This window comes from Neisseria sp. P0001.S007 (genome assembly GCF_051963655.1).
Classification (GTDB): domain Bacteria; phylum Pseudomonadota; class Gammaproteobacteria; order Burkholderiales; family Neisseriaceae; genus Neisseria; species Neisseria subflava_A.
The window spans coordinates 344,523-360,621 of record NZ_JBQCUB010000002.1; the positions used below are offsets into that span (position 1 = coordinate 344,523).

Sequence of the window (16,099 nt, forward strand, 5' to 3'; positions counted from 1 at the left end):
TAAAATTTAGCATTTTATTATTTGTCTTCCCTCTCTAAAATCCAATAAAAAAGGCCGTCTGAAAAAATATTTCAGACGGCCTTTTTTATTGAATGCGTTCTATTTAACAAACTTCGACCAACCAGCCATGTTTGTCTTCTGCCAAACCGTATTGAATGTCGGTAATCGCCTTACGGATTGCATAACCGCGCTCTTGGCTCTTCACTTCGATTTCTTCGCCATCAATCACGAAAGAAGTTACCGGAGAAATAACCGCAGCCGTACCAGTCAGAATCGCTTCCGCACCATTCTCAATCGCGGCTTTCAGCTCGTCGACAGTAAAGTTGCGCTCGGTAACAGTGTAGCCCAAATCTTTGGCAACAGTCAGTACAGAATCGCGGGTAACGCCGTGTAAGAATTCGTCGGTCAACGGTTTGGTAATGATTTCATCGCCGTTAATCAGGATAAAGTTAGACGCGCCGGTTTCCTGAACATCGCCATTCGGGCAGAACAACACTTGGTTTGCACCATATTCAGCTTTGGCTTTCAACACCCAAGGCATGGCGGAAGCGTAGTTGCCGCCGCATTTCACACGACCCATATGTGGGGCGCAACGGATGTGTTCGGTTTCCACCAAGATTTTAACGGGCGAACCGGCTTTGAAATAGTCGCCGACAGGAGAAGCCAGAATGTACAGCAAAGCAGTTTCGGAAGGAGAACCGGCTTTACCGATCACAGGGTCGGTACCGATCAAAGTCGGACGCAGGTACAAAGCGGCAGGCGCATCAGGGATTTCCTCGGCGGAACGTTTGACCAATTCGATCAAAGCATTCAAATAAGCCTCTGTCTTAGGACGCGGCAGGTGCAGAATATCTGCGCTTTGCTGCATACGCGCGATGTTAGCGGTCGGGCGGAACATCACGATTTTGCCGTTTGCCTGACGGAATGCCTTCAAACCTTCAAAACATTCGCTGCCGTAATGCAAAGCATGTGCGCCGGGGGCGAGTGTCAGGTCTTTGGAAGATTGCCATTCTACCGGTTGCCATTTACCTTCACGATAAGCGATAACGGGCATTTCAGCGTGAAAAACGCTGCCGAATACGGCTGGAACTGGTCTGCTCATGATGATTGCCTTTCTTATTCTGATGTGCAAAATAAATTAATTAAAGACTGAACAATACGCCTTTCAATATAGGTTTGACAAGTACCCGTCAGCATAAAGACACCGTCCCCCTGCCGTCTGAAACATGCCGTCCTATCCGAAATCCGGCAAATCGTTTAAACTGATACCATTTTTCAGACGGCCTGCCCCAACCGCAGCCAACCCGGAGTAACCCATGAAACTCATCTCTACCATCATCAAAATCCTGATTCTTCTTGTTTTCCTCCTGCTGGCCATCACCAATACCCACACCGTATCCTTCTTCTACCTGCCTGGCCAAAACATCAATCTGCCGCTGATTGTCGTGCTTTTCGGTGCATTTATTATCGGCATCGTGTTCGGTATGTTTGCCCTCTTCGGCCGTCTGTTGTCCCTGCGCAGCGAAAACAACCGTCTGCGCGCCGAAGTGAAAAAACACACCCACCTTTCCGAAAAAGACCTGACTCCAGTCAAAACCGAGACACCGGCAACGACTTCCGAAACCACTCCTAAAGCGTAACGCCACCAATCAATAAAGGAATACCATGGACAATGAATTGTGGGTCATCTTACTGCCCATCGTCCTCCTCCCCGTTTTCTTCGCTATGGGCTGGTTTGCCGCGCGCGTCGATATGAAGACCGTCCTGAAACAGGCCAAAAGCATACCGGCAGGGTTTTACAAAAGCCTTGATGCCCTCGTTGACCGCAACAGCGGCCGTGCCGCGCGTGAATTGGCGGAAGTGATTGACCAGCAGCCGCAGTCATACGACTTAAACCTGACTTTGGGCAAACTCTACCGCCAACGCGGCGAAAACGATAAAGCCATCAATATGCACCGCGCCCTGCTCGATTCGCCCGACACAGTCAACGAAAAACGCGCACGCGTGCTTTTTGAATTGGCGCAAAACTACCAAAGCGCAGGCTTGGTAGACCGTGCCGAACAAATCTTCCTCGGTTTGCAGGAAGGCGATATGGCACGCGAAGCCCGCCAACACCTTTTGAGCATCTACCAACAAGACCGAGACTGGGAAAAAGCCATCGAAATGGCGCAGCTCTTGAGCCATGACGAACAGACCTACCAGTTTGAAATCGCCCAGTTCTATTGCGAAATCGCCCAAGCCGCGCTGTTCAAATCCAACTTCGATGCCGCACGCTACAACATCGGCAAAGCACTCGAAGCCAACAAAAAATGTACACGCGCCAACATCATCCTCGGCGACATCGAATACCGTCAGGGCAATTTCCCTGCCGCAGTGGAAGCGTATTCCGCCATTGAGCAGCAAAACCACGCCTATTTGAGCATGGTGGGCGAGAAACTCTATGAAGCCTATGCCGCGCAAGGCAAACAGGAAGAAGGCCTCAACCGCCTTATCGGCTATATGCAGACCTTCCCCGATCTTGACCTGATCAACGTCATTTACGAGAAAGCCTTGCTGCTCAAGGGCGAAAACGAAGCGGCGCAAATCGCTGTCGAACTCGTCCGCCAAAAACCCGATCTCAACGGCGTGTACCGCCTGCTTGGATTGAAACTCAGCAATATGAATCCAGAGTGGAAAGCCGATACCGATATGATTCGTTCCATTATCGGCCGCCAGCTGCAAAAAAGTGTCATGTACCGCTGCCGCAACTGCCACTTCAAATCTCAAGTCTTCTTCTGGCACTGTCCTGCCTGCAATAAATGGCAAACCTTTACGCCGAATAAAATCGAGATTTGATAAAGCGTTAAGCATCAAAAAAGGCCGTCTGAAATCTTTTCAGACGGCCTTTTTATTACGAAGCAAAATATCAAAACAGTTCAAAACATAGGCGCACACACCAGCACTATTTGCTCAACAACGCTGCTCTGCCCATGCCAACGCCGCTACAATCTGAGCCTCAATATCGGCATTAAACTCACCGGCACGGTACGCATCGCGCAATTCTGTGCGACGGGTTTCATCTGCCGCAATTTGGTTCAACACCACTTGCGGAAACTCTTTAAACACAGGCCCAGCCTCTTCATGCCCCATCAAAAACAGCGCAGGGATTTTTTGATTGGCGCGGACGATTTCCTGTTGGCGCGGATTCTCAAAACGGCTGCTGTCATCAAAATCGTTGCGGGCAATATAGTTGACGCGGATATTGGGATTCAACTCCGCTATTTTCTGAATAAACGGCACAAACACGCGGCAATCAGGGCAATATGGTGCAGCGGCAAGCAGCCAGTTTTGCGGACGGCTGATCTTTTTGACCGCCGCTACCGTTTGCGCCGACAGCTCGGTCGCCTGATAGAGTTGCTGCTGTTTCAATTTGTCTTCTTCGGTATCAAAATCCAAATATTCTGCATAAGTAGCCATGCTTTACTCCTGTTCTGTTGTATCGGTTTTCCCTGCCACGCCGGTCAAAAGCGGCACAAGCAGATTGACGACAAGGTTTTCAAATAGCGGCTCATCAAGAGGCGATTCTTCCGAATGACCAAACACCAGCTTCACTTCGGTATATTCTTTCTGCCCTTTACTCATTTTGTTGCCGTTAAAAACCTCATGGGCTTTTCTCAAGGCAGCATCCCAATCCTCTTTCTTGTTGTACTCCTCCGCTGCGGCAAGGCTGGTTTTGGCAAAAAACGGCAAGGGGGTATTTTGTCCGATTCGGAAATATACCAACCATTTTTTCAAAAGTTCTTTTGCTGTTTGTTGCTCGATGGCGGCATAGGTTTCGGTCTGCCCCAAGCTGACAATATAGGTTTGTCGGTTTGCAACGGATTTAGGGGCGACGGCACAAAAAATCAAATGTTCCAATAAACGGGCAATGCGGTTGGGTGCATTGTCTTTTTGGTTTAGGAACACAATGCGGCCGCATTCGTAAAGATTGCCGATGGTGCCTTGTAACACCAAGTCGTCAAAGTGTTCTTCATAAGGTTCAGACGGCCTTTTGTCACTGCGTATCAGCTCGACATCCACGTTTTTCGCAGATATCTGATACTGCTTCTGCCACAAACCGCCTAACTCGCCTACCGGCATCAGACTTTCTGCATTCAGCCGAATGGCCGTATCTTCAAAATCTTCACCTTTGCGCCGCGCATCCAAATAAGCATCGGCAATCCGACCCTCATGTTGCGGCTCAAACGGTTCGGCAGATTCCCATGCGCCGTCCAGATACGGCTGATCCCAGCTTAAATTTTTCTTCAGCCAAACTTTGACAGGGTTGCGCCAAAAACTGATGAGCTCGCCCTGGTGAATGGTTTTGCCCGGCTCTTCCTGACTTAAGGCCTCAAGGAAAAACGGCTGCGCTTCCGCTTGCGGTTGGTTCAACGCATCGGCGTAATCTTGGCGCGTACTGAAGAGGCCGTCTGAAAGCGCGTCCTTTTGGAAATAACGGCGTGAGAACGCCTGCAACGGATGATGTTTCACCCATTTCTCCGACAACTCGCGCCCGCTTTTCCCCGTCATGGCGGCAATGGTATCCAGCAGCTCGCTGATTAACGAAGACGGCGCGAACTCGGCATCATTGCGTATATCGCGGCCGATATAAGACAAATACAGCATTTCACGTGCGCTGATTAAGGCTTCGAGGAAGAGATAACGGTCGTCGTCGCGGCGGGCGCGGTCGCCTTTTTTCGGATGTTTGGCAATCAGATCGAACACCACCGCTTTGGTATTGCGCGGAAAATCGCCGTCATTCAGACCCAACAGGCAAACCATTTTAAACGGCAGGCTGCGCATCGGCACCATACTGCAAAAAGTGATGCCGCCGCTCAAAAATCCGGCTTGGCTTTCGCTGTCCAAAAAGCGGCGGATATGGCGGATAACGGTTTTACACGGCAACAATCCGTCAAATTCGGCCAACTGCGCTTCTTCCTGCCATTTCGCCAAAGACTGCTCAAACTGCTGCTTGGCGTATTGGTCGTCCGTATCCGGAGTAAACAGTTTCTCCAGCAAATCGCGGCAACGCTGCACCCAGCTTTCCACATTGGCAGGCTCTTGCCATTGCGCCGCCATATCGGCCAAAGTACGGATAAATTCGGCGAAACCGCTGAACACGTCCAGCTGATTGACATTGCTATGCCACGCGCTCACACCCTGCCACATACCGTTGCCGCCTTCAGGCAGCATCCAGCCCAAGGCCAAACGCTCTACCGCCTGCTGCCAAGTAAAGAGGTTGTCTTTGCCCTCGCGCATGGTTTGGTCCAAACCCCAATGCACATTCAATCCGGCAACAGTCTCATGCAGCAGCGGCACATCCTCCTCGCTCAAACCGAAGCGTTGCAGCACCAACCGGCTTTCCAGCAAAGGCAAAACCTTGTCCACTTCAAACCGACTTTCCAGCAAGTCCAAAGTTTGCGCCAAAGCATACAGCAAGGGCTGACGGCGGCTGAGTTTCACATCCGAAATCGAATACGGCAAAGCCTGACTGCCTGCATGCTCCTGTCCAAAAACGGCTTCGATAAACGGGCTGTACGGCTCGATGTTCGGCGTCAAAACAGCAATATCGTGCGGTTGCCAGTCGGGATTTTTTTGCAACACCTGCGACAGCTCTTCTTTCAAAATCTGCAATTCTCGCAAAGGGCTGTGCGCCGCGACGATTTTAACGGAGCCGTCATTCAGCAGCTTGTCCGGCTCGACACACACTGAATTGCCATCCGCATCGTGAACCTGAACCAGAGCCTGTTGCCCGCCTACTTCGCTTTCTTCCTGTTGATACAAGCGTTCAGACGGCATGATTAAGTTTTGGATATCGTTTTGCAGGCAATGCAACAAGGTATCGTCTTTTCCCTCTTCATAAACCTGAATATCCTGCTCGGTTTCCACTTCCGACAGAAAATCAAAGAAATCGCGCCCCTGCTTGCCCAAAGAAGCCAACAGCGGATGCCCTGCCTGCGACAAATCCGCCTCATCGCCCCTTTTCAAAATCTGCGCCTCATCGATGACCTCGCCCCAATATTGGCTGCTCGGGTTGAGCGCAAACACAAACACATCGCAATGCTTGGAAATTTGGTGCAGCAGTTGTAGATACATCGGCGCCATTGTCGAAATGCCGAATACGAACAATCTTTGCGGCAAGACCGATTTATCCAACTGCGCCAACAGCTTTTCCCACAAGGCCACGCGGTGCGGCGCTGATTGGCTGCCATCGTCCAAATAACGCCACAGCCGCGCCTGCCAATCCTCATCATCGCCCAAACCCAGCAGCTTCCCGGCCTGCCACGCATCAATCCAATCCGGGCGGTACACCAAATATTGGTCGAAAATATCCGCCATCTGTCCGGCAAGCTGATAATCCGCCGATGCCGAGCTGTGCAAATAACTTTCCAGCTTCAGGCACACGTTTTCGTATTCCGGGGCCGTCTGAAACGCTTCGCTGCGGAACAAATCCAGCAAACGCCAACGCATGACCTCAGGCGAAAACGGGCTGAGCGGCGGCACATCGGGAACCAATTTACGCATCAGCTGCCACGCCAAACCGGCCGGCAGGCTGAACTTCAAATTCGCCGCCACGCCGAGTTTGCGCGCAAAAAACACATTCAGATACCGCCGCATCCCCTGGCTCTGCACCACCACTTCTTCCTGCGCCAATACAGAATCCAAGGGCAAGGTCTGATGAATATGCGCGCACATTTCGGCAAGCGCTTCCAAACGGTCGGACTGATAAAGATAAAACATAGCAGACAATCTAAAAAACAATTGCCCACATTATAATGCCATTAGGACAAATGCTTCAGCAGAAGCGGCAAACAAAAACACAGGCCGTCTGAAACACATCGCTTCAGACGGCCTAAAACAAACCCATCGGCAGCCAATTATTAATTATTTATCGACCCCTGTACAAACCGGCTTCTCCTATCCTATAATTCCCCACATTCGGAATGTAGCGCAGCCCGGTAGCGCACTTCGTTCGGGACGAAGGGGTCGGAGGTTCGAATCCTCTCATTCCGACCAAATACAAAACCTGCTTGAGTCCAAGCAGGTTTTTTACATTCGGCAAGCCTATACTTCCGGCGGAGGGAAAGGCGCACCTTCGGGATGTTTGTAGCGGTTGTACATAAACAAATATTGTTCCGGAAAACGGCGTATCCAATATTCGGTATTTTCATTGATCACGCGCGCGTCGTTCTCCTTATCGCCGCTCAATTCGCCGCGCAATGGCTCGATGTGCAAGACAAAGCCTTTCCCATCGGGCAGACGCTCGCCGCAGAAAAACAAAGCCTTCACGCCTTTAACTTGCGCCAGCTTGCCCGCTAACGTCATGGTGTAGGCAGGTTTGCCGAAAAAGTCCACCCACACGCCATCGCCCCCTTCTTCCGGAGACGGTACATGGTCCGGCAATACAATGGTCGCTTCGCCGCCGCGCAGCGCTTTGATGATTTGTTTGACGCCCTGAATGCTGGTCGGTGCAGTCTTGCCTTTACCGCGCACGCGCCCTGCCTGCATCACCGCATCAAATGCCTTGATTTTCGGCGGCTTGTACATCGCCGTCAGAGGAAACGGCAGTTGCTGGCTGATGTAGCGGCCCGCCAAATCATAGCTGCCGATGTGCGGCGTGATAAACAGCAAACCTTCGCCCGCACTCAAGGCCGTCTGAACATGTTCCCAACCGTTGACGCTGACAAACAGGTTTTCAATTTCCTCAGGCCGTCTGAAAAACGCCACCGGCAATTCCAAGCCGCCTTTTGCCGTTTCACGGAAAACTTTTTTCACCGCCTCGTCCGTCGGGTTCAATCCGGCAAGTTTCATGTTCTCGAATACCCTTCGACGATCTTTCGACAACACGCGGAAACCCAAACCACCGAGCAGGTTGCCTAATTTGTGCAACCAAACCAAAGGCAGCGCGGCCAAAAATTTAAAAACAAAGGTAACAAGCGTTTGCATAAGGTTTTACCAAAATGAAGTGAGCAGATTGTAAACGAAACAGGCCGTCTGGGTGATTTTGATTTTATCAAAATCACTGGAAATTATGACTCAGATTGATGATATATATAAAGCTTAACCAAAAAAAAGAAGCCCGAAGGCTTCTTTGGTGGTTAATGTGAAAAAACAAGAGTTTGTTTGTCTCCTTTTTTTCTGAAAGATGCATCATACTGTATTGATTCATCATCAATACGGCTGATTACTACGTCAGAATCTGTTTCTTGATCATAAAAACAAACATTGCTTCCACAATACGTTCCTATGAAAAAAGCAAAACTTCTTTCACCTTGTGGTGAAAAAATCGTTCTTTCTATTCTAGGACCTGTTGATGTAAAAGTAAGTTTTAAATATGACTTCCAACCGTTACCTGCAAATTCATAAGGTATAGACGAGGCTGGTATTCCAGTCTTGTTTTCAACCTTAATTGTTTTCTTAGGCACAATAACCATAAAAAAAGCAGCAATTACTATCATTAATGATATAAAAGATGCGAACCTATTAGAAGGTCTCGAATCTTTTTTCAGCTCTTTTTTAGAGTTGTGTTCATTTTTTTTAATGTACATATTGTCCATAGGAATTTCCTTTCAAATAAAAAATACTGCGAAAACGCAAGGCATTTAATATAAGAAAGGAAATTCTATTTAAGTAAAAATAAATACAAGGGCCATAAAAGCAATACCGCAGAGCCACATTACAATTTCAAAAGGATCCTTTTGAAGAATTACATAATTACCATCATTATGATTACGGTATTGTCTATTCTGCTGACGTTTATTAGATGATGGTCTATCCACATATTTATAAGCATGAGGATTTCGTCTTTTTTGTCTATTACTCATGATTTATCCTTTTCAAAACTTTTTTCTTCTTATTCAATAAATTGTACAAATGCACATACAAAAGCAAAAGTGTATATACGCGCGAATACTCAACTATTTTATGTAAATAAGTACGTTCTTTGTGTGAAATAAAGGAATTATTTCATTTTAGAAGTTTAATACTAAAAGTTCTTTTTTGCAAAAGGAAGGTAACAAAACAGACTTCGGGCAAATATATTGCGGCACACCTGCTTTTCTGCTACTATCCGCGCTGCATTAAGAGTTGGGAATTCCATGCCAACCTGCTTTTCCGAAAGAAAGGTAAGGTGGACGGTTGAAAAACCGATGTGGCTCGCCAGAGCAATCCAAACCCGCTTAATGCGGGAATTTTTTTGCCTGTAAGAAACGTGCAACAGGATTCCGAAACAGCAGACAAGTGCGAATGTTTCTCACTTGTATAGAGAAAAAGCGGAGTTTTTGTTATGATTTCCGCTGTCCGAAATAAAAGGCCGTCTGAAAACACAGCAGCCTGTTTTTAATGAAAGAATAGCAATGAGCGAATATCTGTTTACTTCCGAATCGGTATCCGAAGGCCATCCGGATAAAGTTGCCGACCAAGTATCCGATGCGATTTTGGATGCCATCTTGGCACAAGACCCCAAAGCGCGTGTCGCCGCGGAAACCTTGGTCAACACAGGCTTGTGCGTATTGGCAGGCGAAATCACCACTACCGCCCAAGTGGACTACATCAAAGTCGCCCGCGAAACCATCAAACGCATCGGCTACAACTCCTCCGAGCTGGGCTTTGATGCCAACGGCTGCGCAGTCGGCGTGTACTACGACCAACAATCTCCGGACATCGCCCAAGGCGTGAACGAAGGCGAAGGCATCGACTTGAACCAAGGCGCGGGTGACCAAGGTTTGATGTTCGGCTATGCCTGCGACGAAACCCCTACCCTGATGCCGTTTGCCATCTATTACAGCCACCGCCTGATGCAACGCCAAAGCGAATTGCGCAAAGACGGCCGCCTGCCTTGGCTGCGTCCTGATGCCAAAGCCCAACTGACCGTGGTTTACGACAGCGAAACCGGCAAAGTAAAACGCATCGACACCGTCGTCCTGTCTACCCAACACGATCCGTCTATCAGTTACGAAGAGCTGAAAAACGCTGTTATCGAACACATCATCAAACCGGTTCTGCCGTCTGAACTGCTGACCGACGAAACCAAATACCTGATCAACCCGACCGGCCGCTTCGTTATCGGTGGCCCGCAAGGCGACTGCGGTTTGACCGGCCGCAAAATCATCGTCGATACCTACGGCGGCGCAGCTCCGCACGGCGGCGGCGCATTCTCCGGCAAAGACCCGTCCAAAGTGGACCGTTCCGCCGCTTACGCCTGCCGCTATGTTGCGAAAAACATTGTAGCTGCCGGTTTGGCAACCCAATGCCAAATCCAAGTTTCCTACGCCATCGGCGTTGCCGAACCGACTTCGATTTCCATCGATACCTTCGGTACCGGCAAAATCAGCGAAGAAAAACTGATCGCTCTGGTTCGCGAACATTTCGACCTGCGCCCTAAAGGCATCGTCCAAATGCTCGACCTGCTGCGCCCAATTTACGGAAAATCCGCCGCCTACGGCCACTTCGGCCGCGAGGAGCCTGAATTTACTTGGGAGCGGACCGACAAAGCAGCCGCATTGAAAGCAGCCGCAGGCGTGTAAACTTCCGCATTTGAGGCCGTCTGAAAAGCAAAACGTTTTCAGACGGCCTTTTTCCTTATACAATAGCCACTTGAATTTCTATATACATTCTGAATAAAGGATACGGATTATGTTCGGCAAACAACTTTTCGAAGAAGTCAGCTCTAAAATAAGCGAAACCATCGCCAACAGCCCTGCCAAAGACATGGAGAAAAACGTTAAAGCCATGCTCGGCAGCGCGTTCAACCGCATGGATTTGGTGACCCGCGAAGAATTCGACATCCAACAACAGGTTTTGATTAAAACCCGTACCAAACTGGCCGAATTGGAAGCCCGTTTGGCCAAACTCGAAGCTGCTCAAGAGCCTGAAGAAGCGGCTTTGAAAGCTGCCGAAGCCGCTGCTGAAGAAGCTGTTGCCGAAATCAAACAACAAACCGAAGCTGCCGAATAAGGCCGTCTGAAACATGTCGCTTGCTTTGGTTTACAGCCGCGCCTTAAGCGGCATGAATGCGCCGTTGGTCGAAGTGGAAGCCCACCTTGCCAACGGCTTGCCACATTTCAATATCGTCGGTTTGCCCGATACTGAAGTCAAAGAAAGCCGCGACCGTGTACGTGCCGCCATCATCCAAAGCGGCTTCGACTTTCCCGCCAAGAAAATTACCGTCAACCTCGCACCGGCCGACCTCCCAAAAGAATCCGGCCGTTTCGATTTGCCTATTGCCTTAGGCATTCTTGCCGCATCGGGACAAATCAATCCTGAAAAGCTCGTGCAATATGAGTTTGCCGGAGAATTGGCACTGTCCGGCCTGCTGCGTCCCGTGCGCGGCGCGCTGGCCATGGCATGGCAGGGAATGCAGGCCGGCCGTTCATTCGTCTTGCCGCAAGAAAATGCCGAACAGGCTGCCGTCATGCGCGGTATCGCGGTTTATGGAGCGCGTTCTTTAGGCGAAGTGGCCGCGCATTTAAACGGTATCGAACCGTTGACACAAACTGAATGCAAGCTGACGCAAAGGCCGTCTGAACAAAGTAAAATTCCTGATTTAGCCGATGTTAAAGGCCAACATACCGCCCGCCTTGCTTTGGAAATCGCAGCGGCAGGCGGACACAGCCTGCTGATGATGGGCCCTCCGGGTACGGGCAAATCGATGCTTTCGCAACGTTTGCCCGGTATCCTTCCGCCTTTGACTGAAGACGAATTGGTCGAAGTATGGGCATTGCGTTCACTCCTGCCCAACCATCAACAGCAACTCGACAGCAACCGTCCTTTCCGCAGTCCTCATCACAGTGCCAGCTCGGCAGCCATGGTAGGCGGTGGTTCAGACCCACGTCCGGGCGAAATCTCATTGGCGCATCACGGTGTGTTGTTTTTAGACGAATTACCCGAGTTTGACCGTAAAGTATTAGAAGTATTGCGCGAACCTTTGGAAAACGGCGAAATCCATATTTCCCGCGCCGCACGCCAAGCAGTTTATCCGGCCAAGTTCCAACTTGTCGCCGCCATGAACCCCTGCCCTTGTGGCTATCTTGGCCATCCGTCCAAACCTTGCCGCTGTACGCCTGAAAGCGTTGCCCGCTACCGCAACAAAATTTCAGGGCCATTGCTCGACCGTATTGATTTAACCATCGAAGTACCCAGCCTTTCCGCTGCCGAGCTGATGCAACAAGAAGCAGGCGAATCCAGCGCCACCGTATTGGAACGCGTTACCGCCGCACGCAAAATCCAATACAACAGACAAGGCAAAGTCAATGCCGAACTGAGTGTCGGCGAGCTCGATGGCAAAGCCCGCATCCAAAAAGAAGCGCAAGAAGCCTTGGGAACCATGCTCGAAAAACTGTCCCTTTCCGCCCGAAGTTTCCACCGTATCATGCGCGTCGCCCGTACGCTGGCCGATTTGGCAGGCGACGAAGAAGTCAGCAAAACCCATGTGATGAAAGCCATCGGCTTCCGTCGCGCCCTTTAACTTGTCAGACGGCCTGAATCTTTATGTTTAAGTAAAACTAGAGTAAACAAAGCATCAGGATTTTGCCGTCTATAACGGTTATTGATAAAATATCGAATCCAAACTCAGACAGTCTCACTTCAGGCCGTCTGAACACATTATTACAAGGTAAGTCATGAAAAAATCTACACAATATGGTAAAGGCTTGTCCGGTTTCTTTTTCGGCCTAATACTGGCAACAGGTATTATTGCCGGTATTTTGTTCTTCTTGAACCAAGGCAACCAAAACGTTTTCAAAGAGCTGACTCAGCCTAAACAAAGCGAAGAACCTGAAATCCTGAAACCTCAGGACAAAGCAGAGAAACGCCCAGCTACCGACACTTCATCTACCCAAGCAGATGAAGAAAAAGCCAAAGCAGAAAAAGAAGCGGCAGAGAAAGAAGCAAAATCTAAAGAAGAGGCTGAAAAAGCTGCCAAAGAAGCTGAAGAAAAAGCTCAAGCGGAAAAAGAAGCTCAGGAAAAAGCCGAACAAGCAGAACGTGAAGCTAAAGAAAAAGCAGAGAAAGCCGCTGCTGATAAAGCCGAACGCGAAGCTAAAGAAAAAGCTGAAAAAGCCGCCGCCGAACAAGCCGAACGTGAAGCCAAAGAAAGAGCAGACAAAACTGCTGCCGATAAAGCCGAACGCGAAGCCAAAGAAAAAGCTGCAAAAGCTGAAGCAGAAAAAGAAGCTACTAAGAAAAAACTAGCCGAGAAAAAAGCCGAATTAGAGAAAAAACGCGAAGAAAAAGCCAAAGCGGAAAAAGAAGCTGCCGATAAAGCTGCTAAAGACAAAAAAGCAGCCGACCAACTGACTGCCAAACAAAAAGAGCGTGCCGAGCGCAAACTGGCCGAGAAAAAAGCAGCTGAAGCCAAAAAGCAAAACAAGCCGACACCTGAGCAAATCCTCAACAGCGGCAGCGTCGAAAAAGCACGTAAAGCAGCAAATGCCTCTGCAGCAAAAGAAAGCAGCAACGCTGCAAGTAAACAGTCAGCAGAAAAAGCCGAAACAGCTGCCAACAGCGGTAAAAAAGCCTTCCTGCAACTTGGTTCATATGCAGACCGCTCCAGCGCGGACTCACAACGTGCAAAACTGGCTATTTTAGGTGTTTCTTCCAGAGTGGTTGAATCGCAAAACGGCGACAAAACCATTTACCGAGTTCAAAGTAACACCATGCCGCAGGAAGCCGCTGTAAAACTGCAAAAAAACCTGCAAGGCCATAATATCAACAGCTTGATTCGTTCTACCAAATAATGGAATCACTGATGAAGCAGCGTATAAAACAAACCATTGCCGCACTCAGCCTGAGCCTGCTCATCCTGAGTGCGCAAGCTGCTACCGAGGGCGTAGACTATACTGTTCTTAGTCATCCTATCTCGCAGCAACAAGCGGGAAAAATTGAAGTGCTTGAGTTTTTCGGCTACTTCTGCGTTCATTGTTACCATCTCGATCCTGTTTTGTTGCAACACAGTAAAACCTTCGCTAAAGATGTTTCCTTACGGACAGAGCACGTCGTTTGGATGCCTGAAATGTTAGGCTTGGCCAAAGTAGCCGCTGCCGTCAATCTTTCAGGTTTAAAATATCAGGCCAATCCAGTCATCTTCAAAGCTGTTTACGAACAGAAGATTAACTTGGCTGATGCAAATGTATTCCGATCATGGGTTGGCAAACAGACGGGTTTTGACAGTCAAAAACTGCTTCAAGCCTACAATAGCCCTGCTGCCGCGTCGGCTGCTGCAAAAATGCAGCAATTGACGGAAACTTATCGAATTGAAAACACACCAACTGTCATCGTCGGTGGTCAATACAAAGTCAATTTCAACGGTAGCGACTGGAAAGCCGGTATGAAAACCATAGACGAGCTCATCGTCAAAGTCCGCCGCGAACAATCCTCAAAACCACTTTAACTATTCAACAAAAGAAAGACGGCCTCAAGGCCGTCTGAAAACTTATGGACATTCTGATTTTATTTAAAGCACTTATTCTCGGTATTATCGAAGGTTTAACCGAGTTCCTCCCTATTTCAAGTACCGGTCACTTGATTGTATTTGGCGACTTAATGAATTTCCAAAGCAACGGAAAAGTATTCGAAATTGCCATCCAGCTCGGTGCCGTATTAGCCGTCGTATTCGAATATCGCCAACGATTTACCCATATCATAAAAGGACTAGGCAAAGAGCGAACAGCCAATCGCTTTGTGCTGAATTTATTTATCGCGTTCATCCCCGCTGCGATTGTTGGCCTCTTATTCAGTAAACAAATTAAATTGCATCTTTTCAACCCGATTACCGTTGCTACCATGCTGGTATTAGGTGGCTTCTTCATTTTATGGGTTGAAAAACGCCAAACAACAGCCAAACCTAAAGTCAACCATGTCGATGATATGCGCCCAATTGACGCATTTGTTGTAGGATGCGCCCAAATTTGTGCCCTTATCCCTGGGACATCACGTTCAGGCAGTACCATCATGGGCGGTATGCTGTGGGGATTAGAACGTAAAACGGCTACCGAATTTTCATTCTTCCTTGCTGTACCAATGATGATTGCGGCCACAAGTTACGACATCTTAAAAAACTACAAACTTTTTACCTTGCAAGATGTCGGACAAATTGCCATCGGTTTTATCGCAGCATTTATCGCCGGTTTATTGGCAGTAAAAGCTTTGCTGAAATTTGTTTCCAGTAAAAACTATGTTCCTTTTGCCTACTACCGCATCGTATTCGGTGGTCTGATTCTCCTTACTTGGATGCTAGGTATAGTCAGCTGGAGCGAATAACCCATCCTCCCCCACCAAAGGACGTTTCCCCTACGTCCTTTTTTTCTTTCTTATATCCCTTCCCCTCCGATGGTCACCCCATAAAAGGCCGACACTCCGCATCATTACCCCTAAATATCTCCTCGCCGTCCGTACAGCTTCCCTTACCCTTCATCTTCCCGCACACCACCGCCGTCAACGACTCGTTCAAACGTAATACCCTAGGCTCCGCCTCCCTGTCCAGCGCCACCGCCTTCAAAGTAAACTTCCCTTCCAGGATCCCCTTAGCCTGACCATTCATCCTGATACAGAAACCGCCCGCCTCCTTCACCGGCAGCTCCGGCCACTTCGTCGACGTCAGCTTAAAGCTGCCCTTTTTCGCATAGAACTGCTCCATAAAGCGCGCATTTTCCAGCAGGGCGGCATGCGCCGCACGCAGGTTGGCCGAACGGACCGATTCCCGATAGGCCGTAAAGGCCGCCGTCGCCAATATCGAAACCAACAGCATCACTACCAACAGCTGTATCAAAGAGTAGCCCCTCTGTATAGTTGCCCTATTCCGTTTTCCGTCAAATGCATTTGAGTACATATCTTTATTCCCTTTATCTTTTATATCCCCATACAATAAGAGGCTATCCGTTTGTCCCTTTACTCAATGGCCCCCATTGCTCCAAGTCTTCATTGCCACTGCCCATACAAAGCCGCCCGTCAACCCGAACCGGCAAACGGTTCAGCCTCGGGGCGGCATACGGCAGTTAACCGTCAGGCTTATTTTTTCACGGCAGGCTGTGCGGCCTTAGGCGCGGCAGAAGAAACCGTCGCCTCCGCCTTTAACTTGTTCAGC

At 49.1% G+C, this 16,099-nt stretch carries 15 protein-coding genes, 1 tRNA gene and 1 riboswitch; of the genes, 9 read left to right on the plus strand and 7 right to left on the minus strand.

Going from position 1 to position 16,099, the window contains the following annotated elements; all coding sequences use genetic code 11:
• Positions 1-103: 103 nt before the first annotated feature.
• Complete coding sequence (gene ilvE / locus ACTHRE_RS03995) at positions 104-1,102, minus strand: branched-chain-amino-acid transaminase (RefSeq protein WP_285070809.1); 999 nt, start codon at positions 1,100-1,102, stop codon at positions 104-106.
• Between the two features lie 214 nt (positions 1,103-1,316).
• Here ilvE and ACTHRE_RS04000 point away from each other — a divergent pair, with 214 nt between their 5' ends.
• The gene (locus ACTHRE_RS04000; protein ID WP_293206160.1) at positions 1,317-1,640 is read left to right on the plus strand and encodes a LapA family protein; all 324 of its coding nucleotides are present in this window, start codon (positions 1,317-1,319) and stop codon (positions 1,638-1,640) included.
• Between the two features lie 25 nt (positions 1,641-1,665).
• Positions 1,666-2,835, plus strand: a complete 1,170-nt coding sequence (lapB, locus tag ACTHRE_RS04005) for a lipopolysaccharide assembly protein LapB (protein WP_070461306.1) — start codon at positions 1,666-1,668, stop codon at positions 2,833-2,835.
• A gap of 114 nt (positions 2,836-2,949) precedes the next feature.
• Here the strand turns inward: lapB and ACTHRE_RS04010 are convergent, their stop codons facing one another.
• Both ACTHRE_RS04010 and recC read right to left on the minus strand, forming a co-directional pair.
• The gene (locus ACTHRE_RS04010) at positions 2,950-3,456 is read right to left on the minus strand and encodes a thioredoxin family protein (RefSeq protein ID WP_070461305.1); all 507 of its coding nucleotides are present in this window, start codon (positions 3,454-3,456) and stop codon (positions 2,950-2,952) included.
• Positions 3,457-3,459: 3 nt separating this feature from the next.
• Positions 3,460-6,759, minus strand: a complete 3,300-nt coding sequence (gene recC / locus ACTHRE_RS04015) for an exodeoxyribonuclease V subunit gamma (RefSeq protein ID WP_293206167.1) — start codon at positions 6,757-6,759, stop codon at positions 3,460-3,462.
• Between the two features lie 199 nt (positions 6,760-6,958).
• Between recC and ACTHRE_RS04020 the strand changes: the two genes are divergently transcribed.
• Positions 6,959-7,035 (plus strand) — tRNA-Pro (locus ACTHRE_RS04020).
• A 48-nt stretch (positions 7,036-7,083) separates the two neighbouring features.
• On the opposite strand, the gene ACTHRE_RS04025 is transcribed toward ACTHRE_RS04020, so the two are convergent.
• The 3 genes from ACTHRE_RS04025 to ACTHRE_RS04035 form a co-directional block, all read right to left on the minus strand.
• Positions 7,084-7,965, minus strand: coding sequence for a lysophospholipid acyltransferase family protein (locus ACTHRE_RS04025; protein ID WP_377072061.1), 882 nt, complete (start codon positions 7,963-7,965; stop codon positions 7,084-7,086).
• A 152-nt stretch (positions 7,966-8,117) separates the two neighbouring features.
• Positions 8,118-8,576 (minus strand): hypothetical protein, encoded by a 459-nt coding sequence (locus tag ACTHRE_RS04030; RefSeq protein ID WP_070734681.1) that lies wholly within the window; start codon positions 8,574-8,576, stop codon positions 8,118-8,120.
• Positions 8,577-8,645: 69 nt separating this feature from the next.
• Positions 8,646-8,843 (minus strand): hypothetical protein, encoded by a 198-nt coding sequence (locus ACTHRE_RS04035; RefSeq protein WP_070734683.1) that lies wholly within the window; start codon positions 8,841-8,843, stop codon positions 8,646-8,648.
• A gap of 247 nt (positions 8,844-9,090) precedes the next feature.
• Positions 9,091-9,201, plus strand: a riboswitch (SAM-I-IV-variant riboswitch).
• Positions 9,202-9,374: 173 nt separating this feature from the next.
• Here ACTHRE_RS04035 and metK point away from each other — a divergent pair.
• From metK to ACTHRE_RS04065, 6 genes are all read left to right on the plus strand, one after another.
• A complete protein-coding gene (metK, locus tag ACTHRE_RS04040) occupies positions 9,375-10,544 on the plus strand; it encodes a methionine adenosyltransferase (protein WP_070461302.1) in 1,170 nt (389 codons plus the stop codon).
• Between the two features lie 109 nt (positions 10,545-10,653).
• Complete coding sequence (locus ACTHRE_RS04045) at positions 10,654-10,974, plus strand: accessory factor UbiK family protein (RefSeq protein ID WP_003684455.1); 321 nt, start codon at positions 10,654-10,656, stop codon at positions 10,972-10,974.
• A 13-nt stretch (positions 10,975-10,987) separates the two neighbouring features.
• On the plus strand, positions 10,988-12,484 hold the full coding sequence (locus ACTHRE_RS04050) for a YifB family Mg chelatase-like AAA ATPase (protein WP_377072058.1): 1,497 nt from the start codon (positions 10,988-10,990) through the stop codon (positions 12,482-12,484).
• A gap of 154 nt (positions 12,485-12,638) precedes the next feature.
• Complete coding sequence (locus tag ACTHRE_RS04055; protein WP_377072056.1) at positions 12,639-13,754, plus strand: SPOR domain-containing protein; 1,116 nt, start codon at positions 12,639-12,641, stop codon at positions 13,752-13,754.
• Positions 13,755-13,765: 11 nt separating this feature from the next.
• Positions 13,766-14,407 carry a thiol:disulfide interchange protein DsbA/DsbL gene (locus ACTHRE_RS04060; protein WP_070645554.1) on the plus strand — a complete coding sequence of 214 codons (642 nt, stop codon included), beginning with the start codon at positions 13,766-13,768 and terminating at the stop codon, positions 14,405-14,407.
• A gap of 44 nt (positions 14,408-14,451) precedes the next feature.
• Entirely contained in the window at positions 14,452-15,276 is an 825-nt protein-coding gene (locus ACTHRE_RS04065) for an undecaprenyl-diphosphate phosphatase (protein WP_070645412.1), read from the plus strand.
• A gap of 73 nt (positions 15,277-15,349) precedes the next feature.
• Here ACTHRE_RS04065 and ACTHRE_RS04070 read toward each other — a convergent pair whose 3' ends face one another.
• A complete protein-coding gene (locus ACTHRE_RS04070) occupies positions 15,350-15,844 on the minus strand; it encodes a type IV pilin protein (RefSeq protein WP_440344846.1) in 495 nt (164 codons plus the stop codon).
• Positions 15,845-16,099: the final 255 nt, after the last annotated feature.